Here is a 22,421-nt window from a genome sequence, read left to right as displayed (position 1 = left end):
AGATCAGGAAGACTTCTTCGGCCAGAAAGGCGCCGCCTGCGCGAGATCGGGCGGATAGACGGTGACGGGCACACCCGACTGCCACTGCACGACCACCACGCCGGCGCCGACCCGACGGCCCTTTTCATCGAACCTCAACTGACCGCCGGGGTAGTGTTTCGAAGGGCCGCCATCCATTGTCCGGAACGCTTCCGCAACCGCGCGCCGATCGGCCTTGGCGGCCTTCTCGAGCGCCAGCTTCATCAGCCACATGTCGCCATAGGTCGAGATGACGTTCTGCGTCATCCAGGGCTCCTTGTACTTGGCCTTGAGCTCGGCGATCAGCTCCTCATGGCCCTTCGAACCCCAGTTCGCGACGACCGTCATGATGCCCTGGACGACTTCGGGACTGACGCTTTGCAGCATGTCTGGTTCGGCAATCGTGATCGAGAACGAGACCGTGGGAATCTTGCCCTGGCCCAGTCCGAACTCGTTGATTTTCTCAAGGCCGAGTTTGGCGTCGGATACTGCATTGGGCATGAAGAGCAGCAGGTCGGGACGGGCCGACCTGACCTTCTGGATCAGCGGCGTGGCGTCGGAAAGCGGCGGTGTCCAGACTTCCTCCAGGATCAACTGAAGGTCTTCCTGCGCGAAGATCTTCTCCTTCAGCGCCTTCGCGGTCGCAACCGACGTCGCCGTATTGTCCATCAGCATCGCGACCTTCTTCGGACGCTTGCCCGATGCGTTCTCGGCGAGCTTCATCAGCTCGGGCAGGCCGAGTTCCGACTGCCGGCTTGCGGGTGCCGCGGTCTGGAAGATGTATTTGAAGCCACGCTCAGTGAGCAGGTCCGAATAAGAGAGGGTGAGCATCGGCAGTTCGGCGCGCTCGGTGACCTCGGTGACCGCCAGCGTGAAGGAGCTGAGATATGATCCGGTCGCGGCGACCAGATCGGTCTCCTGCGCCACCATGCGCTGCGCGGCGTTCTTGGCCTTCTCGGTGGTATCGCCGCAATCGATCACGACCAGCTTGAGTTTGGCGCCGCCAAGCGACTTGATGCCGCCCTGCGCATTGATGTGCTCAATGCCCATCTCCGCGCCCATGCGCATCACCTGGCCAGGGCGGGTATAGATGCCGGAAAGCGGCACGATCAGGCCGACCTTGACCTCGGCCGGCGCCTGCGCCCGCGCGATCGTCGAAAGTCCCATGGCGGCCGCGCCGGAAAGCACTGTCCGGCGCGTGAGCGACTTTTTGGATGCCTTGTTGGCTTCTCTTTGCTGGCTCATTTTTCCTCCCAATGGCTTGTTGATCGTTCGTTGTCACATGCCGAGATAGGCCTTGCGCACGCGGTCGTCCGCGCGCAAGGTTTCGTTGTTGCCCTGGAGCGCGACGCGGCCGGCTTCGAGGACGTAGCCGTGATCGGCGGATTCCAGTGCTTCCGCCACGCGCTGTTCGACCAGCAGGATTGTCAGCTTCGACTGCCGGCGAATCTCGATCAGCCGTTCGAAGATGAAATCGGCTACAGTGGGTGCGAGCCCCATCGAAGGTTCATCCAGCATCAGAAGCTTTGGCGAAGACGCCAATCCCCGGCCGATCGCCAGCATCTGCTGCTGTCCGCCTGACAACGTTCCCGCGAACTGGTCGCGGCGCTCGGCGAGCACGGGCAGCCAGTCGAAGATGCGCTCGATGTTGCGCTTCCAGTCGCGGTGGCCTGCTTCGGTCATCGCGCCCATCTCGAGATTTTCCATCACGGTGAGCGAGGGAAAAACCTGGCGGCCTTCGGGAACATGGGCGATGCCGAGATGGGGACGACGCGCGGGATGAACCGACAACAGGTCGGTCCCCTCGAAGGTGATCGTACCGGCGCTTGGCCGCACGATTCCGGAGATCGCCTTGAACAGCGTGGTCTTGCCGGCGCCGTTCGGGCCGACGATAGCGACGAACTGGCCCTGTTCGACCTTGATCGAGACGCCGTTCAGAACCGGAATTGCCGAATAGCCGGCGGTCAGCCCTTCAATGTGGAGCATGGGCCACCCATTTCTTGCCGAGATAGGCCTCGATGACGCGGCTGTCGCGCGTGACGGCTTCCGGTTCGCCCTCCACAATGACGGCGCCATGGTCGAGAACGAGGAAACTATCGACCAGGCGGACCATGGCCTGCATGGTGTGCTCGATGATCGCGATCGTCATGCCGTCGCGGGCGAGACGCTGGATCACCGCCACGACCTCGTTGGCTTCGTCATGCCCGAGGCCCGCCAGTGTTTCGTCGAGCAACAGGATTCGCGGTTGCCCGGCGAGCGCGCGGGCCAATTCCATCAGCCGCAGCTCCTTGGTCGTGAGTTCGCCGGCGATGCGGTCGGCAATATCGGACAGGCCGACACGCGCGATCGCCTCGGTCGCCAACTGCCTGGCTTCGGCGTCTGTTTTCGCGCGGACATAGGCGCCCACAACGACATTGTCCGAGATCGACATACGCAAGAACGGGCGCATGATCTGGAAGGTCCGGCCGATACCGGCCTCGCAGAGCTCGTGCGGCTTGCGGCCTGACATGTCGCGCCCGTCGAGGAGAACCTCGCCGGTGCCGGGTCGCAGGAATCCGTTCAGCAGGTTGAACAGCGTGGTCTTTCCGGCGCCGTTCGGACCGATGATTCCAAGGATCTCGTTGCGCCGCAGTTTGAAGCTGACGTTCTGGACGGCTTTCAGCCCGCCAAAGGAGCGCGACAGGTTGCGGACTTCGAGCACCACTTCGCCCGCGCCCCTGGATCGTTCCGGACGGGACGGATTGGCGATGGCGGCAGCAGGTTGAACCGGCGCGCTCGGGCTCGCTACAGCGGGTGAGGTCACTCGCTTCCGCAAGAAATCGCGCAGTTTCCAGAACAGTCCCTCAGGCGCAACCAGGATGACGGATATGATCGCAAGTCCGAAGATCACGCCTTGAATGCCGGGAAAGCGCGAACCTGCTTCTGCGTTGAGCGTTTCGGCAAGCGGGATCAGGATCACGGAGCCGATCACCGGTCCCCAGACTGTTCCTACCCCACCGAACATGGCGACCGTCAGCGCCTGCGCGGAAACCAGCATGCCGAACACTGATTGCGGGGTCACCACCAGCAGCACGACGGCGTAGAAGGCGCCGATTGCCCCGGCAATCGCTCCGCTCAGGGTGATCGCGCGCAGCTTCCAGGCCAGCGTGTTGATGCCGGCTGCTTCGGCCGCGGCTTCGTTCTGCTTGATCGCCAGCAGCGCCATGCCGAACCGCGATTTTTCGATCACCCGGGTGAGCAGGATCGTCCCTAGCATCATGGCGAGCGCCAGCAACGTGTAGAGACGGGGATCCGCAAATTGCATGTAGGCGATCGGATTGTCGCGCTTGATCGGCAACGTGACTTCCTGGAAGCCGAGCCATTCGAACACGTAGAGAATGGCGAGCGGATAGGCGAGCATCGCCAGCGCGAAGTAGTGTCCCGACAGCCGGAATGTCGGAAATCCGATCAGGAACCCGGCGATGCCGCCGAGCATGGCTGCAATCGGGATCAGCATCCACGGCGAAAGGTCGAAATAGATCTGACCGAGCGCTGTGGTGTAGGCGCCAATTCCAAAGAACGCGGCATGGCCGAACGAGATCAGGCCGGTGTAGCCGCTGAGCAGGTTCCACGACAGGCCGAACACCGCCCACACCGGCACCAGCGTCATCACCAGTTGGTAGTACGAATTGGTGACGCTCAGCGACAGCACGGCATAGAGCGCTGTGAAGATCAGAATGGGGAGGAGCGATCGCAGGTTTTGCATCGTCACGTCCTCTCGACCATGCGTCCGAAGAAGCCTTGCGGACGGAAGAAGATGATCAGGAGGAAGACGACGAAGATCGCGGCGTTCTGCAGTTGCGTCGGCAGCACCAGCGTCGACATCTGCTGCACCAGGCCGATGGTCATGCCGCCCCAGAAGGCGCCGATGATGCTGCCCATGCCGCCGAGCACGACGCCGGCATACATGACGATGACGTATTCGACGCCGACAAAGGGATGAAATGGATAATTGGTGGCGAGCAGGCCGCCGGCAATCGCTGTTATGCCGGTGCCGAGCGCGAAGGCAACGCGATGCGCGCGATCGACGTCGATCCCCATATAGGTTGCCGCCGTCGGATTGTCGGCTGCGGCCCGCAGCGACTTTCCGAGCCGCGATCGCGTGATCAACAGGGTCAGCAGTATCATCGTTACCAGCGAGACCACAGCGTCGATGCCGCGCGCCTTGTTGACGAACACACTGATGTCATTGAACAGGGGCCCGAGCTCCCAGGCCGAGCTCGACAGCGGCGTGCGGATCGACGCCAGCACCGAACCGAACACGATCAGGCCGCCGTTCTGCAGGATCAGCGCGATCCCAAGCGTCAGAATGAGCTGGGCGTAGTGACCTTCACCCTCGAGGGAGGTGGTGCGCGTGCCCGATACGCGCGAGATCAGGACGAGATGGATCGCGTAACCGAACACCGCGAGCACTGGACCGGCAAGGAGAATAGCCACGAACGGCCCAAAGGCGTTGCCGAAAGTGGCTTGCACGCCGAGCGCGGTGAAGAAATAGAACGCCGCATACATGCCGAGCATCATGAAATCGCCCTGGGCGAAGTTGATGACCCGCATGACGCCGAAAATCAGGCCGAGCCCGACACACATCAGGCCATAGACCGCACCGATCAGAAGTCCGGCGGTCAAGGCCTGCAGAAAGCCTTCCAGCGCTGCGGTCACCGCTCACCTCGCATCACACGGGAGGATGTGGGTCCTGGGCTTGCTGCCGGCATCATCGGTCCCGGTTTGGTCATTGCGTTTCCTTTTTCTTGTCCAGTCATCACGAAGCTGGCCGGAGCAGCCGCTCTGCCGGTTCAAGCCGGCACTGCTTGGCGATGACGCCGCTGTCCGGGAGCCGTTCGCAGCCGTCGACAAGCTCCTCCAGACCGCGCGCGCGATTACCGCCGATGGCGTCCGTGGCGGCCTGTCGAAAGCGGGTGCGGATTTCCTGCGGCGTGGCCGCTATGACATTGTCGAGGCGTTGCCGGATCGCCTTTCCGTTACGCAGGCCGATCGAGACTTCGGCGCCCTGCTGCGCCGGGAAGGCGGCCGTGAAACTGGAATCGCATTGCAGATCGGTTCGCTCGACCAGACGCAGGATTTTGGGGTCATTGATCTCTGCGTAACTGTCCTCTTCAATGGCGCCGCGGGCAAGCACGGCTGCGACGCTGAAGGGAATGCTCATCTTGGCTTGCAGCGGATTCCGGTAAGGCCCTTGGGAATCACAGCCGGGATAGCGCGCCGCCGCTTCGGGGACGAGGATCGAAACCGCCTCGATCTCTTCCAGATTCTCAAGCTCACGAGCCGCCCGCAACGCGGCCTGCGCGGCGGTTTGCGCAAAATTGCAGGCCGGCGCCGGTTTGTTGTAGACGGCCATGATTTCCGGCTCTGAGCCTGCAAACAACCGGATGCCGGCAGGCGCGCCCTGGCGTCGGTAGGCCGCAAACATTCCAGCTTCGCCTTCGAGGATGGTTTCCGAGGCGTAGGCGCCGGCTTCCGCCAGTTCAATCGCTGCGATGGCGTTGCGGGCGGCAAAGCCCGGATGGAAATACATCTCCGAGCCGCCGGCATGCGGCCACTCGTTCAGGCCGGACGATGTATTGGCGGCAATCGAAACCGCGCTCGTCGCAGCATCTTCGGTAAGGCCAAGCGCACGGCTTGCCGCGAGGGCTGCTCCCAGCGGTGCGACAAGACCTGTCGGTCGATAAAGGCGCGCCAGATCGGCGTTGAAGAGGGCTCGCCCGATCTGCGCGCCGGCCTCATAGCCGACGATCGCAGCGGCGAGCAGGGTGGCGCCAGACAGCGGCGTTCGCTCGGACAGAGCGAGCAGCGTCGGCCAGATCACGACGCCATGATGGCAGATGCTGGCGGCGTGCATGTCTTCGCGCACCAAGCCATGGCCGAGCGTCGCGTTGGCGAAGGCCGCGTCGCCTGGCGTCGCAAGCTTGCTTGTCCCGATGATGGTTGCGCCGTTCTCGTTGTGGCGTGCGATGCCGATCGCCTGACGGCTCCACGGATGATGACGCGCCTCGAATGCGCAGGAGAGAAAGTCCAGAAGGCAAATCTTGGCCTTGGCGATGACGCGTTCATCGAATCGGTTGAGATCGACGGCGAGCGAAGCGCGGGCCAGTTGCCGCGCCAGAGGCGTCTCGTTCGATCCGCTCGACCCGATCGTCATTGCAATCGTTCCTCGCTCGGCTTTGCCGGATCCTAGCCGCGCATTTCCACGCCGGCCCACTCTTCAAGGACCTTTGCGATCGATGTGAAATCGGACGACGCGCCATATTTGGCGTTGGTGATGGCAAGCATCTGCCGAACCACGGATCCGCACACCATCGGCACACCCATGGCCTCGGCCTCATCGATGCAGAGCCGCACGTCTTTGTAAGAAAGGCCGGTGGTAAAACCGAAATCGAACGTGCCGGGAAGCACGGCGCGCGGGAATTTGTCTTCGGACGCGCTGTTGCGGCCGCTGCTGGCATTGATGATGTCGATCAGCACCTTGGCGTCGACACCGCCCTTGACGCCCATCGCGACCGCTTCCGACGTGATCACCAGGGCGGCCGCCGCCATCAGATTGTTGGCGAGCTTTGCGGTCTGCGCCGTGCCCGGTTTGTCGCCGGTATAAAACAGCTTTCCGAAGTGCTTTAGGATCGGCTGCACCGTCTCATAGGTGTCCTTGGGGCACGACACCATGACCGCGAGCGTGCCGTTCACCGCGCCCTTGATGCCGCCGCTGACCGGAGCATCCACCAGCGTCAGGTTTCTGGGTTTGAATCCTTCTGCGATCAGTTTGGCCGCACCGGGGCCGCTGGTGGACAGGTCGATCACGATGCGGGCGCGGTTTCCCGCAATGATTCCGTCAGGCCCTAGTGCGACGGCCTTGACGATGTCAGGGGTCGGCAGGCTCGCCAGCACGATATCTGCCGACGAGGCAACCTCGGCAGGCGATTTTGCAAGGCGCGCCCCGCGCGCGACGAGCGGCTTGGTGGCCTCGCTCTGCGTATCGTAGACGCACAGGGCGTAGCCGGCATCCATCAGTCGCCCGGCCATCGGCCCGCCCATGCGGCCCGTTCCCACGAAGCCGATCGTCTCTCCCGCCATCGTCTCGCTCCCTGTCGTACCGCCCGAGGCGGGCGTTCATTGTTCTTTTTGCGGCAGGGCTCCCGGCCGCGTTTGGTCGAATGTCCGGATTGTCAGTCAATCTGTCAAGCATAAGATTCTTGTCGACACGCCACGGTGCGCCGGAATAGGGTCGGAAAAACGAGGTCCGAGGAATTTGCTCCGTGCGGCAAGATGAAGCGCAAGGCGCCAGCACAATGCTCGCCGATTTCATTGCCGGCATCGCGTGGATGGATGTCGCGACGCAAAGTCACGAGGCGAAACGCTCGATCCTGAATTTCTTCGCGACAGCGCTGGGATCGGCGAATGATCCCGCCGTTACCAGCGCGGTGCGGGCTCTATTGCCGTTCAGCGGTGTCGCGACATCCGCGGTGATCGGTCGTCCGGAACGGCTCGATGCGATGGGCGCGGCGTTCGTCAACGCCATTTCGGCCAATCTGCTCGATTTCGACGATACCCATCTCGATACGATCATTCATCCAGCGGCGCCGGTCGCAGCGCCCGTGCTGGCGTTGGCGCAACCGCGAGGGTTTTCGGGGCAAGCCGTTCTCACCGCATTCATTCTTGGCGTGGAAGTCGAATGCCGCGTCGGCAACGCAGTATCCCCGGGACATTATGCGCGTGGCTGGCATATCACATCGACCTGCGGGGTGTTTGGCGCCGCCGCAGCCTGTGCCTGGCTGCTCGGGCTCTCGGCAGGCCAGATCGCAGATGCGATCGGAATTGCGGCCAGTCAGTCCGCGGGGATTGTCGAAAATCTTCCAACCGCGGCCAAGAATGTCAGTGTCGGCAATGCGGCGCGCAATGGCCTGTTCGCGGCGTTGCTCGCGGCCGAGGGCTATTCGGCTTCGCCGCGGGCGATTGAAGGACGGCTCGGCTGGGCTCGCGCCATGGGGGACGAACCAGATCTTGGGCGCCTGACGGGCGGTCTCGGCAAGACTTGGGAGATCGCGAGGAATACCTACAAGCCCTATCCGGCGGGCATCGTGTTCCATGCCGTGATCGATGCCTGCTTCAAGTTGCGGGCAGAATTGAACCGGCGTGTCGATGATATAGCCTCCGTCACGGTGCAGGGTTCTGCGCTCTTGCTGGCGCGCGGCGACCGTCCGGTTCGCAACGAACGCGACGCACGCGTCAGCATTCATCATTGCGTCGCCTGCGCGCTCTTGCTGGGTGCTGCCGGTGTCGTCGAATTCTCGGACGCGATCGTGTTTCGGCCCGACATCGCGGCCTTGCGTCAGAAGGTGGGCGCGGTGCTTGACGCTTCGCTTCCGGATGGCGCCGCGCGAGTCACGATCCAACTGACGTCCGGAGAGACGTTCAGCGAGGTCGTGATGGCTGCAAAGGGAAGTCTTGCCGACCCGTTGTCGGATGGCGATATCGAAGCGAAATTACGCAATTGCGGGCGGCTGGGTGGAAGCGGATGGGATGTCGATCGCATCATCGACGACGTTTGGCGTCTCGACACGCTTGCCGAAGTCTCGAGCCTGATGAGGGCGCATGGCTGAGCACGGGTTGAAACACCGTACTCAAACAATGGAAGGAGCCGATGATGACTGAGTTGTTCGACAAGGGATTGAAGGTCCGCAAGGAAGTGCTTGGCGAAGAGTACGTCAACAAATCCATCGCAGGCGCCGACGAATTCACCCGGACAATGGCGGAGTGGTCGACCGAGTTTTGCTGGGGGGCGTTGTGGACGCGGCCGGGACTCGACCGCCGCACCCGCAGCATCGTCAATCTGGCGATGCTGGGAGCGCTGAACCGGCCTCACGAACTGAAGCTGCATGTCAAGGGAGCGCTGAAGAACGGCCTCACCAAGGACGAGATCAAGGAGATTCTGCTTCAGGTCGCCGTGTATTGCGGCATCCCTTCGGGCATCGATGCGTTCCGAAACGCGCGGGAAGCGTTCAACGAAGTTGAAACGAAATCCTGACCATGGCCGAGCAGGAATACGAACTGTTTGCCATCCGTTATGCTACTCGCGATGCGCGGCGGAGCGAGCATTTCATCGGTGGCGATCCGCATGATGGGCCGATGCCAATGGACTATTTCGTGTGGGTGGCGAGGGGCGGAGGTCGTACCTTCGTCATCGATACCGGGTTCAACGCGGAAGTATCGAGCAAACGAAAGAGGACGTTCCTGCGCTGCCCGGTGGAGACGCTCGGCGCGTTCGGCATCAATGCGACCGAGGTCGAGGATGTCATCCTGACACATTTGCACTACGACCATGTCGGCAATTTCGACCGCTTCCCCAACGCGCGGTTCCATCTGCAGGAGCGTGAACTGACGTATGCCACGGGGCGCTTCATGCGATATCCGAGGTTATCGCATTCATTCGAGGTCGACGATATCTGCGGGATTGTACGGCTGAACTATGCGCGACGAGTCTTGTTCTATGATGGCGATGCCGAGCTCGCGCCTGGGCTCACGGTACATGCGGCCGGCGGCCATTCCGCCGGGCTTCAATTCGTTCGGGTCAGGACCCGCCGAGGATTTGTCGTACTCGCCTCCGATGTCAGCCATTTTTACGAGAACATGGCTGCTGAACGTCCGTTTACGACCGCGCTCCACATCGGCGAAATGCTGGAAGGCTTCGACCGCCTGCTGGCACTTGCGCCGGACGAAAGTCATATCGTTCCAGGACACGACCCGCTGGTGATGAAGCTTTATCCGTCCCCGAGCCCGCAGCTCGAGGGCGTCGCCGTGCGGCTTGATGCGCCGCCATCGGCCGCCGCGCCCGTAGTTCGGGGCACCGGCCATGCGACTTGAAGCCGCCAAGACGGAATGGAACCAACGGGTTCGTCAGGCGTCGAATCCCTGCCTCTGGCACTCACACCCCAAAATTCAAGCCGGAGGAAAACCTACCACCTAGGTTGGCAGTCCTGATGCGCGTACCACCTTGCGCGAGGACCGTTGCGACCGACGGAGGAGCAAATGAGCAATCACATATCCGAGCGGAGGACGCCGACCGCGGCCGAACGGGAAGCTCGAAAGGTCTTCAGAGACACGGACGCCAAAGCGGCACTTTCCGAGTATCAACGCGCCCAACAGGCGCTCCATGCAAATCGGGAGCGTTTGAAAGCAGAGCGACTGGCTCGCGAGGCGGTCTCGGATCAGAAGGCCAAGACCTGATCGGAGAAGACATCGCCCCGCAGTGAGGGCGCTGTTCTCCAGCGCCCTACGAGTCTGGGTGGGGCAACAATGTCAATGCTTTGGTTGTCAAACGGATTTCGCCGATCGGAGAACGCCAGCGCACAAGATGATGGCGACGCAAGCGTCATCGTTCGGTGCCCGCTCCGAGTTGAGCTATGGTCAGAGGCCGGACGTCAGTTCCGCCGCTTTAGTCGCAGCGGCGCTCCTTGCGCTTGATCATGCGGCCATCGTCCCTTTCAACTGTGGTGGTCACGGTACGACAACGTTGTCCTCGACCGATGGTGACACCGCCCGGTCCGACGCCTACTGTGGTGTCGGAGTTGTACCGTCGGCGATCGTCCCTATCGTAGTCGCGGTCCCGCCCGACCTGGACATCGACGCCTTGGGCCTTAACTGGAGTGACAAGCGGAGCAGTCGTCAGCACCGTTGCGGCAGCCGCCACGGCAATAGCGATTTTCATCATGGGACAGTTCCTTCCTCTTTGTAATCGAAGAGAACGGGCAAGGGCGCGGAGTGTTCCACCGAGGCAGCCGAGCGCGGGCTGTCAATGGTGCGGCGCGGGGTGCGGGCATGCTACGAGATCGCAATGATCTCAAGTTCCTGACCGGATGTGCCGACGACATCCCCAACAGTTTTGCCCATCAGAAGCCTTGCCACTGGTGATACGAAGGAAATAGAACCGGCCTTGGGATCCGCTTCGTCCTCTCCCACAATACGATATTTCTGTACGCGCCCATCGTCTCGCCTGAACGTCACCGTGCTCCCAAAGGCGACAGTGTCAGTCGACGTCGGATTGGGGATGACCTGAGCCGCTCGAACTCTCGCCGCAAAGTAGCGCGCATCACGCAAAGGGGTTGCTGCTTGCCGCCGGCGTTCATTCACGTCTTCGATCTTCTGCGCGGTCTCGTACGCCTCGCGAGCCTGTTGGAGCTGAAATTCCAGAGCCTTTAAACCCGCTTCCGTGACAAGGTTCGGATGAGGCGAAACCGGGCGGTCGGGAAGCAAAGTCTCCGACGCAGTTTCGGCACTGTCTTCCTTGGTGAAGGCAACGCTCAAGCTCAGAACTCCTTTTGAGGGGGACATGCAAAAGCGATCGGCGACCACAGCGCAGACTCGTCAAAGGAACTATAGCGCAGCGCTCAACGGCTTTTGCGAATCATATACCGCGGAGCGAGACGGGCGCCATTATCAAGTTGTGTATCACAAGCCCCGTGGCAGTCTTCTGCTGCAGACAGCTACGGCTTGATGCGTGATATTATCTGAGTGCGCGCTCGACCGTCGCATCATGGAGTCGAGCCGCCGCAGCCTTGCTCCGCCGGCAGTTCCTCGGCATTGGGGTCGCCCGGTGCCGTCGCCCAAGCCAGTTCGACGAGCGTTACGATCCGCCGACCGGCACCGTCGAGTTGGCAAACGATGAGACCCTGCTCCTCGATGTAGGTCAGCAGACGCCGTGCACGGCGCAACGAATGTGAGCCATAGGCGCGTGCAATCGCTGCATCGCCTGGGCAGGGCCAACCTTCCTTCGCGGCGCGGGCGATCATCATGAAGACGCCCTGCATATCCTCCGGCAGAAGTGAGGCGCGGACCGAGACATCCTGCCACCCATCATCCTCTGCCACATCGGAGCCGAGCCCGGCGCGGGCGCGCGTCAGCATGCGACGGAAGTCACCTAGCTCCGGCACGGCCGAACCGAGGCCCTCTATTCGGCAGCGGACCACGAACTCCTGATAGAGGACGCCGATGGCGCGGAATCCGGCCTCGGGTTCCGCCATGACGGCGCGCAGAATACGGTCCACTCGCTCGCGCCGCTCCGCGAGTTCCTCAGCGCCGAGCGGCTGCTCCGTCGCTTCGGGACGGATCTCCAGCGCTGCGGCTTTCGCCGCCATGAGCTGGCCGAGGAGGTCTGGCGGCGACCGGCGCTGGGGCCGATTATTCTCGGGCGGCGGCGCTGCCAGGATGATGGCGCGTGCGTCCAGTGTCGCTTCCGGCAGAGGCATCAGGCGCGGGGTCGCGTTGCGCGGCGTGGTGTCCGTTGGACCAATGCGCAGCCCCAGCGGACGACGGGAGAGGGCCGGTCCCAGCGCCATGAATTGCCCGCGCTCCAGATCCCGGAAGGCCTCTGCCTGTCGCCGTTCCATGCCCAGAAGGTCGGCTGCGCGCGCCATGTCGATATCCAGAAAGGTTCGGCCCATGAGGAAGTTGGAAGCCTCGGCCGCGACGTTCTTGGCGAGCTTTGCCAGTCGCTGGGTGGCGATGACCCCTGCAAGCCCGCGTTTGCGGCCACGGCACATCAGGTTCGTCATGGCGCCGAGCGAGAGCTTGCGCGCCTCGTCCGAAACCTCGCCGGCGACTGCCGGCGCGAAGAGCTGCGCCTCATCCACCACCACCAACATCGGGTACCAATGGTCGCGGGCGACCTCGAAAAGCCCGCCGAGGAAGGCGGCGGCGCGCCGCATCTGGTTCTCGGCGTCGAGCCCCTCAAGATTGAGCACCGTGGAGACGCGATGGATGCGCGCTCGCTCGCCGGCGACCTGCAGGCCCCGCTCGGTATGGTCCTCGGCATCGATCAGGAGGTGGCCGAATCGGTCGGAAAGCGCCACGAAGTCGCCTTCGGGGTCGATGATGGTCTGCTGCACCCAGGGGGCACTCTGTTCCAGCAGCCGGCGCAACAGATGGGATTTGCCGGAACCCGAATTGCCCTGCACCAGCAGGCGGGTCGCCAGCAGTTCCTCAAGGTCCAGGTTAGCCGGGGCGCCTGCCGTCGTATGTCCCATCTCGATCGCAACGGTCATGTCTCGACTCAAAATCTTCCTAGGCGGGCGGGCTTAACAACCCGATCGCAGCCCGTCGAGCGCCCATGGCCGACCACTCGGTGTTCTCCACGGCTGGTCGAACGCCATCAGCCCAGATGGACGCCGACTTAGCACACTTCACGCACCGGAGGCGGCTGCCGAGGTTGTGGACGAAGGCCTTACGGCGCGCGCGTGAGCGCGGCGAGATCGACATCGTTCGGTCTGCGACCTGTATCGACGACGAGCGCATGGCCATTCGTCGAACGGCCGATATTGGCACAAAGCTGCCCGATTCGACGGGGCGGGGTTCGGCCGCTTCGCCCCGAAGAGAGCCATGCGGCGCGGGCTCCGCGGCTGGGAACGGTTCGCGCTATTTTCTTTCGACGTGGGCACGGATCGCGTTTGCGTTTGCATCGATCCAGCCGTGCCTGCGGGCTTGCTCGATCATGTCGGCATAGGCCGCCTCCCAGGCCGCGTCATCCGGTCGACCGGGCAGTGCAGGGACAAGGTCGATGGGGACGAGCGCATTGCGGTCATCGACGAAAGTGATGCTCTCGATCGAAGCAGGTCGGACACCGGTCGTGCCTTTCAGCACCAGCTTGAAATTGCGAAAATCGAACGGCTCTGCGAGGCGTACGCCGCCTTCGGGCGTGCATTCCACGATCATCTCTCAATTTCCTTGCCGAGGCCGGAGTTGCGGGTAGCGCTCGATCGGCGCGCAAACGCCGACGCAATTATCGCGATGCCGTCAGCACGCAGATAGCGACCGAAGCTCGCCGTGAAAATTGACGAGCGGGGCGCCATCACCGTCCCGCGTCGCAACGATCCTCCCGATGAAGATACCGTGCGTGCCGACCACCTGGTGCTGGTGCAGCACACACTCCAGTGCGCAGATCGATGTTCGTAAAACCGGCACGTCCAGGATTCCCTGATTCCAAGCCGCGGTCTCGAACCGATCGACACCCTTCACACCGCCACGACCGGCGAAACGCAAAGCAAGGTCGTGCTGGGCCATGCCGAGGAGGCTGACGCCAAAGTGGCCGCTGTGGAGAATTGCGTCATGAGTCTCCGAGCTGGTATTGATGCCGACCAGCAGGCAGGGCGGATCGATGCAAAGCGACGTAACCGAGCTGACCGTCAGTCCGCGTCGCTCTGTTCCCTTGCCTGTGGCCACAATGGCGACGCCGCTCGCCAGGCTTCGCATCGCGTTGCGAAATTCCGTCGCCTCGACCGAGCGGAAATCGGTCGTTTGGGGGTTCAATTCACAGCCCATGGTCCGTGCCTCCGGAATAACCATTCCACGCCGCGCGGCTGCCTTATGCCGAAACGGCTTCGCCGGAGACCTTGCGTTCGCCGGCCCGGCTTGATCCCAGTTCTCGCCTGATCGCCGGAATGATGCGGCTGCCCCATAACTCGATCTGCCGCAGCATCGTGCGCTGATCGAAATCGCCGAGTTGGGTCTGAAGCGCGATATGGGAAGGCTTCAGGATGCTGATCTCTTCCAGCATCCGGTCGATCACCTGGTTGACGCTGCCGACCGGCAGATTGCTGCGCATCGTCTCCAGGCTCATGTCGTTCGGCCCGGCTTCCTCCTTGATCAGGTAACCGTCGTCGCTTTGGGCACGCCGGAATTTCAGGCTTTCCGACAGCCGGCGCTGAAAGCGGGCATTGTCGAGGTAGGAGAGGATTTCGCTCTCATTGTCGCTGGCGTAAGCACAACGCAGGAAGCCGAAATGCGTGTCGTCGATCGAGCGCCCTTCCTTGGCGGCAATGCCTTCGAGCCGTTCGCGTAGCGCTTTGATGGCATCGAGACCGTTGAGGAGCGCGGTGACAAACAGGTTGTGATCGTCGCGAATGGCGCGGCCGAGCGTTTCCGGATGCCCTGACGTCACCCAGATCGGCGGCATCGGCGTCTGTACCGTGCGCACGGCGATGGCAGTCGGCGGCATCTGAAGATGCTTGCCGGAATAGGAGAATATCCGCTCCCGCATGCCGGCTTGAAGCACGTCATAGAACTCGGCGAACAGCGAATGCGAATCGTTCAGGTCGACACCGAAGCGGTCAAACTCGAACTGCTGGTAGCCCGAGCCGATGCCGAGATCGAGCCGGCCGTTCGAGACCGTGTCCGCAAAGCCGATCTCGCCCAACAGCCGCGCCGGATTGTAAAGCGGCAGCACGCAGACGGCGGTGCCGAGCCGGATCCGCTTCGTCAGGCCGGCGCAATGCGCAACCATCATCAGGGGCGAGGGACACAGGCTGTAATTGTTGAAATGGTGCTCGGCGTACCATGCCGTATCGAAGCCCGCCGCTTCGGCGGCGACGGTCTGTTCGACGGCATTGTTGATGACCTGCTGCGAGGATTGGTGATAGCCGCGCTGCTGAGCCAGAATGAATACGCCAAATTCCATTGGATGCGCTCCTCGCCATTTAACGTTTCGGCCTTGTACGGCCGCTTCAGGCAAAGCTACGGGCTTGAGGTTTTTCGAACAATTGGCATAGTCCGAGCATCTCTTTTGCAGAAAATGAAAAGATCGATGAACCGGCTCCAGGCCATGGAATTGTTCGTCAGCACGGTGCGCGAGGGCAGCTTTTCCGCGGCCGGCCGGCGGGCGGGGCTCTCACCGGCGTCGGTGTCGCGCTACATCGGGGAGCTCGAGGCGCAGCTCGGGGTGCAACTGTTCAACCGGAGCACCCGTCATCTCGGTTTGACGGAAGCCGGCAAGATCTTTTTCCAGCGAACCGAGCAGGTGTTGCACGGCATCGAGGATGCGGAGGCCGCGGCGCTCGCGCTGCAGAGCGCGCCGCGGGGCACGCTACGGGTCCATTCGCGGACCATGTTCGGGATCAAGGTGCTGTCGCCGTTAATGCCCGAGTTCCAAAAACTCCATCCGGAATTGAAGGTCGAACTGCGGCTGAGCGAGCGGCGCGCGCAACTCCGGGAGGAAGAATTCGACGTCGACTTCCAGATCGCCGCTCCAAAGGACCCGGGTCTCATGCAGCGGAGATTGCTGCGGAGCGAGCGGATTTTGGTGGCCTCTCCGGACTACGTTGCGCGAATGCCGAGGCTGCGTCAGCCGGATGATCTGACTGCGCATAGCTGTCTGACCTACTGGATGGGCCCGGACGACGTCGTCTGGAAATTCATGCGCAAGGGCAAGCTCAGCGAGATTGTCGTGCCGTCCGCCTTCAGCAGCAACAACGGCATCATCCTGTGCGATCTGGCCGCGCAGGGGCATGGCATTGCGTTGCTCGACGACTACACGGTGGCCGGCGAATTGAGGAGCGGAAAGCTGGTTCGGCTCATGCCCGGCTTCCAGGTGACCAATTCCAGCTTTGACGAAGGCATCTATGCGACTTTCCTGCAGAGCAGCTATTTGCCGGAAAAGATCAGGGTCTTTGTCGACTACATGGCGGAGCAGGTGCCGCTGCGCGTCAAGCGATCCGGATCGAGCCGCAAGTAACACAAGCTAGTGTTCACTTCGCGATGAACGTGTGGGCCGGCAAGCCCTCAACACCGAGACCTTCGACGGCGAACAAGCCGCCGGCGTCCGGATGATCGTCCGACAAGTTTGTGCTGCGGGAAATCGACGTGACGAAGAGGACATCCAGATTGGGCCCGCCGAAGCTAACGCTTGTCGGATGGCGGACCGGCATTTCGATGGTGCGCGAGATCCTCCCGTCGGGCGCGAAGCGCACGATGGCGCCGACACGTACCAGTACCGACCACAGATAGCCTTCGGAATCGACGGTCGCCCCGTCGGGACCCGAATTCAAATCATCCGTGTTGGCGAAGACGCGCTTGTTGGTAAGCGGGCCGTCGCGGCTATAATCATAGGTCCAGATCAATCGTCTGGCAGTGTCTGCGAGGTAGAATGTCCGGCCGTCGGGACTGAAGCACGGGCCGTTGCTCACGGCGAGATCGGTTTCGAGCTGCTCCAGGGCTCCCGAGGCTTCCAGACGATAGAGGCCACCAAGCGGCCGTTCATCCGGAGCCCGGCCGCCGTGCATGGTGCCGGCAATGAATCTTCCATGGGGATCCGCCTTGCCGTCATTCAAGCGGAGCATGGGATGGTCAAGCCCGATCGATGTGCTCGGGGTCAACGTACGGCTGGCGAAATCGTAACGGGCGAACCCGTGGCGCAGCGCCAGGATGGCGCCGCCATCACTCCGCAAGGCCATCGAACCGATAGGAGGGGGAACCTGAAATTCCTGTATCGCGCCGGTCGCGGGGTTGAGTTCGCGAAGCAGTCCCGCCATGGCGTCGATCCAGTAGAGGGATTGCGTACGGGTATCCCAGACCGGGCTCTCGCCGAGTTGGTCCTTTGTGGCGCCGATACGGGTGATGAAGGGTGTCGGAGACATGCAGGCGCTCGTTTCTGGTTAGACGGCGGGTGGGCTTGACCGATCGGTCGGTAGATAACTACGTTCGTTCGGAGGGTGACGGCCGGTATGCGCTTCAATATTGGGGCCGGGCTGGATTGCAGGTGGGATGGCTGAATTATCGACCACGAAGGACGGCATCGCGAACCAGGCCGAGGCGTCCGACCGAGTCCTGCAGATCCTTTCTGAAGCCGGGCGGCTCTTCGCCAGCAAGGGATATGAGGGAACGTCGATGCGCGACATCGCGGTCGCCTGCGGCATTTCCAAATCGCTGCTGTATCATCACTTCTCCAACAAGGACGAAATCTACGCGCGTGTCGCCGTCGGCTCCACGCTCGAACTATACCTGTTCGTGCGCGACCGCATCCCTGACGGGCCGCCGTCGCAGAAGATCCGCGCGTTCATGATCGCAACGGCGGAATATTTCCGGCGCTATCGCTGGGCCTGGATTGCTTCGACGACCGCGTTCTGGAACGACCCCGATCGCCTGCGGCAGAAGGAGAGACTGACGCGGCGCGACCGGTTCGAAAACTTTCTGCGCAGCCTGATCCAGGAAGCCATCGACGCCGGCGAAATTCGAAACGTCGATGTTTCGATGGCGGGGCGTCTGATCCTGTCCTCGCTCAACTGGATGCATCGCTGGTACAATCCCAACAAATCGGCAACCCCCGAACAGATCGCCGATATCTACTTCAACATGCTGTTCAATGGCCTGCGGACCGGCGAAATGGTAGATCTTCCGACAGCCGACCGCCCCAAGGCGGCGCGGCGAAAATCACGCTCGTCGACGTAGATCGTGCCTGGCGCGCCTGGGCAGGGGAGGCGCAATCGTCACTCAAGCACGATATTCTGCGCCTTGATCACCGGGCCCCACAGGGCCGCATCCTTGGTCAACTGGGTATCGAGCAACTCCGGTTTACCCGTATCGACCTGCAGCCCGTCGATTTCCAGTTGCTTCGCGATCTCCGGCTTCTGCATTGCGGCGTTGGCAGCCGCGTTCAGCCTGGCGATGATGTCTGGCGGGGTACCGGCCGGGGCGTGCAGGGCCGTCCAGAACGAGGCCGTCAACTCCGGATGGCCTGACTCCGCAAGCGTCGGTACATCGGGGAGATTTTGCATGCGCTTGTCGGAAGAGACCGCAAGGATGCGCAGCTTGCCGGCCCTGGCATGCTCGATGACGGCGGCGGGCGTTGCGAAATTGAGATCGCACTCTCCGGAGATCAACTCCATGATCGATAGCGGATTGTTGCGATAGGCGACGTCTGTAACGGCAAAACCCATCGACTTGCCCATCATGATCCCGAACAAATGCGTCACGCTGCCGGGGCCGAGGGTCCCATAGAACAGCGGTTTGTCGCGGGTTTTCGCATAGGCAATGAAGCTCTTCACATCGGTGGCCGGCATCTTCGAGTTCACCGTCAGCGACAGCGGCCCGTTGCAGAGCATGGCGACCGACGCGAAATCTGCGAGCTTGTAGGGCAGGTTCTTGCGCAGCAGAACGTTCAATGAAATCGGCCCGGTACCCCCGGCCAGCAGGACCGACCCGTCCTTTGGCGCGCGCGCCACGTATTGTGATCCGACGATGCCGTTGGCGCCGGGCTTGTTGTCGACCAGCACCGGCTGATCAAGTGTCTCTGACATCGCCTTCGCGATGGCGCGCATCATGCTGTCGATCGAGCCGCCGCTGGCATAGGGCACGATGATGAAGATGGTCTGTGACGAACGCGCTCTCACGATCGAAGGCGCGGCAAATGGCGCGGCGATGGCACCGGCCATGAGCGTTGCGGCCTGACGGCGGTTGATGTCTGCCATGTAGGTTCCCTCCCAAAATCGTTCTTGTGATTGCCCCAACTCTAGTTCCCGACCGATCGGTCAGTCAACAGGTCTGTCGTACCGAGACTTGCAAGCTAGAGCTTCCGGTGGTACTAGCGGCTAAGCTGACCGATCGGTCAGGAAACAATCAAGAAACCGGGAGGAAGCCAATGTCCGCCGATATCGTCACCCTCGAAGTATCGGATTACGTCGCGCTGGTGACACTGAACCGCCCTCCGGTTAATGCCCTCAATCGCGCGATGCGCGAGCGCATTGTGAGCGTGTTCGACGAGATTTCTGAGCGCAGCGATGTCAGGGTTGCGATCCTCACCGGGGCCGGAAAGGTGTTCTGCAGCGGCGCCGATCTGAAGGATCGTCCGGATGCGACGCAGCTCGGCGCCTTTCACAGCCACAACAGGATCACCCGCGAGACCGGCAACTGCATCCGCGAGTGCGCCAAGCCGGTCATTGCGGCGATCAATGGCGCCGCGCTGGGAGCCGGTGTCGGCTTGATGGCGTCGTGCGATATCTTCTACGCCTCTGAAGAAGCGGTTTTCGGCATGCCCGAGATCAATGTCGGGCTGGCAGGCGGCGCGGCGATGCTGAACACGCTGTTCGGGCGTTCGCTGATGCGCCGCATGTTCTTCACCGGTTACCGGGTCCCCGCCGCCGAACTCTATCGCCTGGGCATCATCGAGGCCTGCACCAGCAGCGAAAATCTCATTCCGGAAGCGATGAAGATCGCGAGGGAGATCGCAGCGAAGAGCCCGATTGCGATGGAGTATGCCAAGCAGGCGGCCAACATGGTCGAGCTGATGCCGCCGCGCGATGCCTACCGCTTCGAGCAGAACATCACCATGGCGCTGTCGAAGACCGAAGACGCCAAGGAAGCGCGGCAGGCGTTCCTGGAGAAGCGGGCGCCGGTGTTCAAGGGGCGCTAGCGATGCGCCCGGGAGAAGGTCTCGACGCGCTAATGCGGCCGCGCTCGATCGCGATCATCGGCGCGTCGCAAGACGCAACCAAGATCGGCGGTCGGCCGGTGGAGCTGCTGCGCCGTTACGGCTACACGGGCCAGATCTATCCGGTCAATCCGAAGGCTGCGACGGTGCAAGGTCTCCAGGCCTACCCGTCGATGGAAGAACTGCCGGAAGCACCCGATCTCGCCATCGTCGCCGTCGATGCCGAAAAGGCGCCCGAGGCGGTGGAGCAATGCGCAGCCCGCGGCGTGCGTAGCGTGGTCGTGTTTTCCTCGGGCTTTGCCGAACTCGGCGAGAAGGGGCGCGCCATGCAGGAGCGGCTGCGTGTGGCCGCGCGCCGCAGCGGAATGCGCGTGCTGGGGCCGAATTGCCTCGGCGCAGTCAGTATCGCCGATAAATCGATCGCCACCTTTTCGATCGTGCTTGAACATAGCCTGCCGGCGGCCGGCTCGCTCGGCATCGTGTCGCAGAGCGGCAATCTCGGCAGTTTCACGATGCGGCTCGCCAGCCAGCGCGGTATCGGCGTCAGTCGCTTCATAACGACCGGCAACGAGTGCGATATCGATATCGCCGACGGCATCGCCTGGCTTGCGCGCGATCCCGCCACCAGGGTGATCCTGTGCGCCCTCGAAACCTGCCGTGATGCCGGTCGTCTCATTTCCGCACTGGAAGAAGCGCGCGATGCGGGAAAGCCTGTTATTACCTTGAAGATCGGCACCTCCGAAGCAGGGCAGGCTGCCGCCGCCTCCCACACCGGAGCGCTTGCGGGATCGGACGCCGTTTTCGATGCGATGTTCGCCCGCAGCGGCGCGGTGCGGGTGCACAGCATCGAGCAACTGATCGATCTCGGCCAGGCTGCTTCGATCCTGTTGCCGGATCGTTTGCCGAGGGGATCGCGGGTCGCGCTATTGGCGGCTTCGGGAGGATTTGGCGTTCTGCTGGCCGATGCGGCGCAGGCGGTGGGCCTTTCGCTGCCCGAACTAAGCGAGGCGACGCAGCGAACGATTTTGGACCTGGTGCCGTTTGCCTCCGCGCGCAATCCGGTTGACGCCACGGCGCAAATGTCGAGCCGCCCGGATCTCCTGCAGAAGATTCTGTCGGCCGTCGTGGCCGACGACCGATGTGACACGGTGGTGCTGCCGCTCCCGTTCTCGCTCTACATGCCGCGACTGCGCTCGGTCTACATGGAAGCGTTGCGTTTTATCCGCAGGGAATATCCGGATCGTCCGGTGATTCTGTGCGTCGACGGTCCAGAGGACGCTCTCGCGGAATTGCACGCGATGGGCTATCCGACGGTCGCAAGTTTCGACGGCTGCTGCGCAACGGTCGCCGCGCTGGCGAGATTGCAGGCAGCGGCGAAGCGCTCCAAGGAGCAAAGCCAGCCTGCCATCGAACGCGCGCCTCCGCTTTCGCCCGACGCATTCCGGCATGAACTCGGGGCCAAGGGCGCGCTGGCAGACGCCGGCGTGCCGGTGCTCACCGAACGGTTGGCAATGGATGCCGATGCGGCGGCGCGTGCGGCGGCCGAGATCGGATTTCCGGTGGTGCTGAAGATCGCCTCGCGCGATCTGCCGCACAAGACCGAGGTCGGCGGTGTTGCACTTGGCCTTGCCTCGGAAGCCGAGGTGCGGCTCGCGTTTCCGCAGATGCTCGAGCGCGTCGCGCGCAAGGCGCCGCAGGCGGCGATCGATGGCGTGATCGTAGCGCCGATGGCCAAGGGCGTGGCCGAGCTCATTCTCGGGAGCCGGATCGATTCGATTTTCGGGCCGGTGGTGATGGTCGGCCTCGGCGGCATCTTCGCGGAAATTCTGCAGGACACCGCGGTGCAGATGGCGCCCGTGAGCGAAGCGCAGGCCATGGCGATGCTGAAATCGCTCAAGGCGTTCGCGGTGCTGAACGGTGCACGGGGCCGGCCGCGCGCCGATCTCGAGGCGGCGGCGCGGGCCGTCGCCGCGCTGTCGCGGTTTGCCGCGGCCCATGCCGAAGCGATTTCCGAAATCGACATCAATCCGTTGCTTCTGAAAGCGCAAGGCGAGGGCGCCGTGGCGCTCGACGCCCTCCTGATCCCGCGCGCGGACGGCGAGATGCAGGAACGTGGCTGACGTCAATCGAAGAAGAACCGCGAAGCCGGCATGAAAAGGCAAAGGAG

The 22,421-nt window shown here is 62.6% G+C and carries 22 protein-coding genes; 8 read left to right on the top strand and 14 right to left on the bottom strand.

The genetic code is table 11. The annotated features are described in order from the left end of the window. Positions 1-3 precede the first annotated feature (3 nt). The 6 genes from V1292_RS33540 to V1292_RS33515 form a co-directional block, all read right to left on the bottom strand. Entirely contained in the window at positions 4-1,263 is a 1,260-nt protein-coding gene (locus V1292_RS33540) for an ABC transporter substrate-binding protein (RefSeq protein WP_334376846.1), read from the bottom strand. Positions 1,264-1,296: 33 nt separating this feature from the next. Further along, positions 1,297-2,004: an ABC transporter ATP-binding protein gene (locus V1292_RS33535; RefSeq protein ID WP_334376845.1), complete on the bottom strand. Its 708-nt coding sequence runs from the start codon at positions 2,002-2,004 to the stop codon at positions 1,297-1,299. Beyond that, positions 1,991-3,763 carry a branched-chain amino acid ABC transporter ATP-binding protein/permease gene (locus V1292_RS33530; protein ID WP_334376844.1) on the bottom strand — a complete coding sequence of 591 codons (1,773 nt, stop codon included), beginning with the start codon at positions 3,761-3,763 and terminating at the stop codon, positions 1,991-1,993. The genes V1292_RS33535 and V1292_RS33530 overlap by 14 nt, the downstream gene beginning before the upstream one ends. A gap of 2 nt (positions 3,764-3,765) precedes the next feature. Then, on the bottom strand, positions 3,766-4,704 hold the full coding sequence (locus V1292_RS33525) for a branched-chain amino acid ABC transporter permease (RefSeq protein WP_442894696.1): 939 nt from the start codon (positions 4,702-4,704) through the stop codon (positions 3,766-3,768). Between the two features lie 112 nt (positions 4,705-4,816). Further along, a complete protein-coding gene (locus tag V1292_RS33520) occupies positions 4,817-6,214 on the bottom strand; it encodes an MmgE/PrpD family protein (protein ID WP_334376842.1) in 1,398 nt (465 codons plus the stop codon). Positions 6,215-6,246: 32 nt separating this feature from the next. Beyond that, positions 6,247-7,140, bottom strand: a complete 894-nt coding sequence (locus tag V1292_RS33515) for an NAD(P)-dependent oxidoreductase (RefSeq protein ID WP_334376841.1) — start codon at positions 7,138-7,140, stop codon at positions 6,247-6,249. 182 nt (positions 7,141-7,322) lie between these two features. Here V1292_RS33515 and V1292_RS33510 point away from each other — a divergent pair, with 182 nt between their 5' ends. The 4 genes from V1292_RS33510 to V1292_RS33495 all read left to right on the top strand — a co-directional run bounded on the left by V1292_RS33510 (position 7,323) and on the right by V1292_RS33495 (position 10,290). Further along, on the top strand, positions 7,323-8,666 hold the full coding sequence (locus V1292_RS33510; RefSeq protein ID WP_334376840.1) for an MmgE/PrpD family protein: 1,344 nt from the start codon (positions 7,323-7,325) through the stop codon (positions 8,664-8,666). A gap of 41 nt (positions 8,667-8,707) precedes the next feature. Continuing rightward, positions 8,708-9,091, top strand: coding sequence for a carboxymuconolactone decarboxylase family protein (locus V1292_RS33505; protein WP_171582870.1), 384 nt, complete (start codon positions 8,708-8,710; stop codon positions 9,089-9,091). Between the two features lie 2 nt (positions 9,092-9,093). Then, positions 9,094-9,927, top strand: a complete 834-nt coding sequence (locus V1292_RS33500; RefSeq protein ID WP_334376839.1) for an N-acyl homoserine lactonase family protein — start codon at positions 9,094-9,096, stop codon at positions 9,925-9,927. Positions 9,928-10,092: 165 nt separating this feature from the next. Further along, the gene (locus V1292_RS33495) at positions 10,093-10,290 is read left to right on the top strand and encodes a hypothetical protein (RefSeq protein ID WP_334376838.1); all 198 of its coding nucleotides are present in this window, start codon (positions 10,093-10,095) and stop codon (positions 10,288-10,290) included. 208 nt (positions 10,291-10,498) lie between these two features. Here V1292_RS33495 and V1292_RS33490 read toward each other — a convergent pair whose 3' ends face one another. From V1292_RS33490 to V1292_RS33465, 6 genes are all read right to left on the bottom strand, one after another. Then, positions 10,499-10,774: a hypothetical protein gene (locus V1292_RS33490; RefSeq protein WP_334376837.1), complete on the bottom strand. Its 276-nt coding sequence runs from the start codon at positions 10,772-10,774 to the stop codon at positions 10,499-10,501. A 110-nt stretch (positions 10,775-10,884) separates the two neighbouring features. Continuing rightward, positions 10,885-11,367 (bottom strand): transcription elongation factor GreA, encoded by a 483-nt coding sequence (gene greA, locus V1292_RS33485; protein WP_334376836.1) that lies wholly within the window; start codon positions 11,365-11,367, stop codon positions 10,885-10,887. A gap of 227 nt (positions 11,368-11,594) precedes the next feature. Then, entirely contained in the window at positions 11,595-13,103 is a 1,509-nt protein-coding gene (locus V1292_RS33480; RefSeq protein WP_334376835.1) for an ATP-binding protein, read from the bottom strand. Between the two features lie 370 nt (positions 13,104-13,473). Beyond that, positions 13,474-13,770 carry a hypothetical protein gene (locus V1292_RS33475; protein WP_334376834.1) on the bottom strand — a complete coding sequence of 99 codons (297 nt, stop codon included), beginning with the start codon at positions 13,768-13,770 and terminating at the stop codon, positions 13,474-13,476. Between the two features lie 81 nt (positions 13,771-13,851). Further along, positions 13,852-14,376, bottom strand: a complete 525-nt coding sequence (locus tag V1292_RS33470; RefSeq protein ID WP_334376833.1) for a flavin reductase family protein — start codon at positions 14,374-14,376, stop codon at positions 13,852-13,854. 43 nt (positions 14,377-14,419) lie between these two features. Next, positions 14,420-15,511 carry an LLM class flavin-dependent oxidoreductase gene (locus V1292_RS33465; protein WP_334376832.1) on the bottom strand — a complete coding sequence of 364 codons (1,092 nt, stop codon included), beginning with the start codon at positions 15,509-15,511 and terminating at the stop codon, positions 14,420-14,422. A gap of 126 nt (positions 15,512-15,637) precedes the next feature. Between V1292_RS33465 and V1292_RS33460 the strand changes: the two genes are divergently transcribed. Beyond that, entirely contained in the window at positions 15,638-16,564 is a 927-nt protein-coding gene (locus V1292_RS33460) for a LysR family transcriptional regulator (protein WP_334376831.1), read from the top strand. Positions 16,565-16,577: 13 nt separating this feature from the next. On the opposite strand, the gene V1292_RS33455 is transcribed toward V1292_RS33460, so the two are convergent. Further along, complete coding sequence (locus tag V1292_RS33455) at positions 16,578-17,465, bottom strand: SMP-30/gluconolactonase/LRE family protein (RefSeq protein ID WP_334376830.1); 888 nt, start codon at positions 17,463-17,465, stop codon at positions 16,578-16,580. Between the two features lie 127 nt (positions 17,466-17,592). Here V1292_RS33455 and V1292_RS33450 point away from each other — a divergent pair, with 127 nt between their 5' ends. Further along, entirely contained in the window at positions 17,593-18,276 is a 684-nt protein-coding gene (locus tag V1292_RS33450; protein WP_334376829.1) for a TetR/AcrR family transcriptional regulator, read from the top strand. A 38-nt stretch (positions 18,277-18,314) separates the two neighbouring features. Here the strand turns inward: V1292_RS33450 and V1292_RS33445 are convergent, their stop codons facing one another. Further along, positions 18,315-19,295 carry a tripartite tricarboxylate transporter substrate binding protein gene (locus tag V1292_RS33445; RefSeq protein WP_334376828.1) on the bottom strand — a complete coding sequence of 327 codons (981 nt, stop codon included), beginning with the start codon at positions 19,293-19,295 and terminating at the stop codon, positions 18,315-18,317. A gap of 170 nt (positions 19,296-19,465) precedes the next feature. Between V1292_RS33445 and V1292_RS33440 the strand changes: the two genes are divergently transcribed. Both V1292_RS33440 and V1292_RS33435 read left to right on the top strand, forming a co-directional pair. Then, on the top strand, positions 19,466-20,236 hold the full coding sequence (locus tag V1292_RS33440) for an enoyl-CoA hydratase/isomerase family protein (protein ID WP_334376827.1): 771 nt from the start codon (positions 19,466-19,468) through the stop codon (positions 20,234-20,236). 2 nt (positions 20,237-20,238) lie between these two features. Continuing rightward, positions 20,239-22,374, top strand: a complete 2,136-nt coding sequence (locus V1292_RS33435; RefSeq protein WP_334376826.1) for an acetate--CoA ligase family protein — start codon at positions 20,239-20,241, stop codon at positions 22,372-22,374. Positions 22,375-22,421 lie beyond the last annotated feature (47 nt).

It is taken from the genome of Bradyrhizobium sp. AZCC 1719, assembly GCF_036924525.1.
Taxonomy (GTDB): Bacteria; Pseudomonadota; Alphaproteobacteria; order Rhizobiales; family Xanthobacteraceae; genus Bradyrhizobium.
The sequence above is the reverse complement of the archived record's forward strand: the minus strand, read 5'-3'. Positions and strand labels throughout refer to the sequence as shown.

What these genes read in the sequence shown, in the direction of transcription:
- V1292_RS33500 (WP_334376839.1), top strand. Translation starts at nt 9,094, where the DNA reads ATGGCCGAGCAGGAATACGAACTGTTTGCCATCCGTTATGCTACTCGC.
- V1292_RS33530 (WP_334376844.1), bottom strand. Translation starts at nt 3,763, where the DNA reads ATGCAAAACCTGCGATCGCTCCTCCCCATTCTGATCTTCACAGCGCTC.
- V1292_RS33515 (WP_334376841.1), bottom strand. Translation starts at nt 7,140, where the DNA reads ATGGCGGGAGAGACGATCGGCTTCGTGGGAACGGGCCGCATGGGCGGG.
- V1292_RS33450 (WP_334376829.1), top strand. Translation starts at nt 17,593, where the DNA reads ATGGCTGAATTATCGACCACGAAGGACGGCATCGCGAACCAGGCCGAG.
- V1292_RS33520 (WP_334376842.1), bottom strand. Translation starts at nt 6,214, where the DNA reads ATGACGATCGGGTCGAGCGGATCGAACGAGACGCCTCTGGCGCGGCAA.
- V1292_RS33490 (WP_334376837.1), bottom strand. Translation starts at nt 10,774, where the DNA reads ATGATGAAAATCGCTATTGCCGTGGCGGCTGCCGCAACGGTGCTGACG.
- V1292_RS33475 (WP_334376834.1), bottom strand. Translation starts at nt 13,770, where the DNA reads ATGATCGTGGAATGCACGCCCGAAGGCGGCGTACGCCTCGCAGAGCCG.
- V1292_RS33505 (WP_171582870.1), top strand. Translation starts at nt 8,708, where the DNA reads ATGATGACTGAGTTGTTCGACAAGGGATTGAAGGTCCGCAAGGAAGTG.
- V1292_RS33445 (WP_334376828.1), bottom strand. Translation starts at nt 19,295, where the DNA reads ATGGCAGACATCAACCGCCGTCAGGCCGCAACGCTCATGGCCGGTGCC.
- V1292_RS33460 (WP_334376831.1), top strand. Translation starts at nt 15,638, where the DNA reads ATGAACCGGCTCCAGGCCATGGAATTGTTCGTCAGCACGGTGCGCGAG.
- V1292_RS33535 (WP_334376845.1), bottom strand. Translation starts at nt 2,004, where the DNA reads ATGCTCCACATTGAAGGGCTGACCGCCGGCTATTCGGCAATTCCGGTT.
- V1292_RS33455 (WP_334376830.1), bottom strand. Translation starts at nt 17,465, where the DNA reads ATGTCTCCGACACCCTTCATCACCCGTATCGGCGCCACAAAGGACCAA.
- V1292_RS33470 (WP_334376833.1), bottom strand. Translation starts at nt 14,376, where the DNA reads ATGGGCTGTGAATTGAACCCCCAAACGACCGATTTCCGCTCGGTCGAG.
- V1292_RS33480 (WP_334376835.1), bottom strand. Translation starts at nt 13,103, where the DNA reads ATGACCGTTGCGATCGAGATGGGACATACGACGGCAGGCGCCCCGGCT.
- V1292_RS33440 (WP_334376827.1), top strand. Translation starts at nt 19,466, where the DNA reads ATGTCCGCCGATATCGTCACCCTCGAAGTATCGGATTACGTCGCGCTG.
- V1292_RS33435 (WP_334376826.1), top strand. Translation starts at nt 20,239, where the DNA reads ATGCGCCCGGGAGAAGGTCTCGACGCGCTAATGCGGCCGCGCTCGATC.
- V1292_RS33465 (WP_334376832.1), bottom strand. Translation starts at nt 15,511, where the DNA reads ATGGAATTTGGCGTATTCATTCTGGCTCAGCAGCGCGGCTATCACCAA.
- V1292_RS33540 (WP_334376846.1), bottom strand. Translation starts at nt 1,263, where the DNA reads ATGAGCCAGCAAAGAGAAGCCAACAAGGCATCCAAAAAGTCGCTCACG.
- V1292_RS33495 (WP_334376838.1), top strand. Translation starts at nt 10,093, where the DNA reads ATGAGCAATCACATATCCGAGCGGAGGACGCCGACCGCGGCCGAACGG.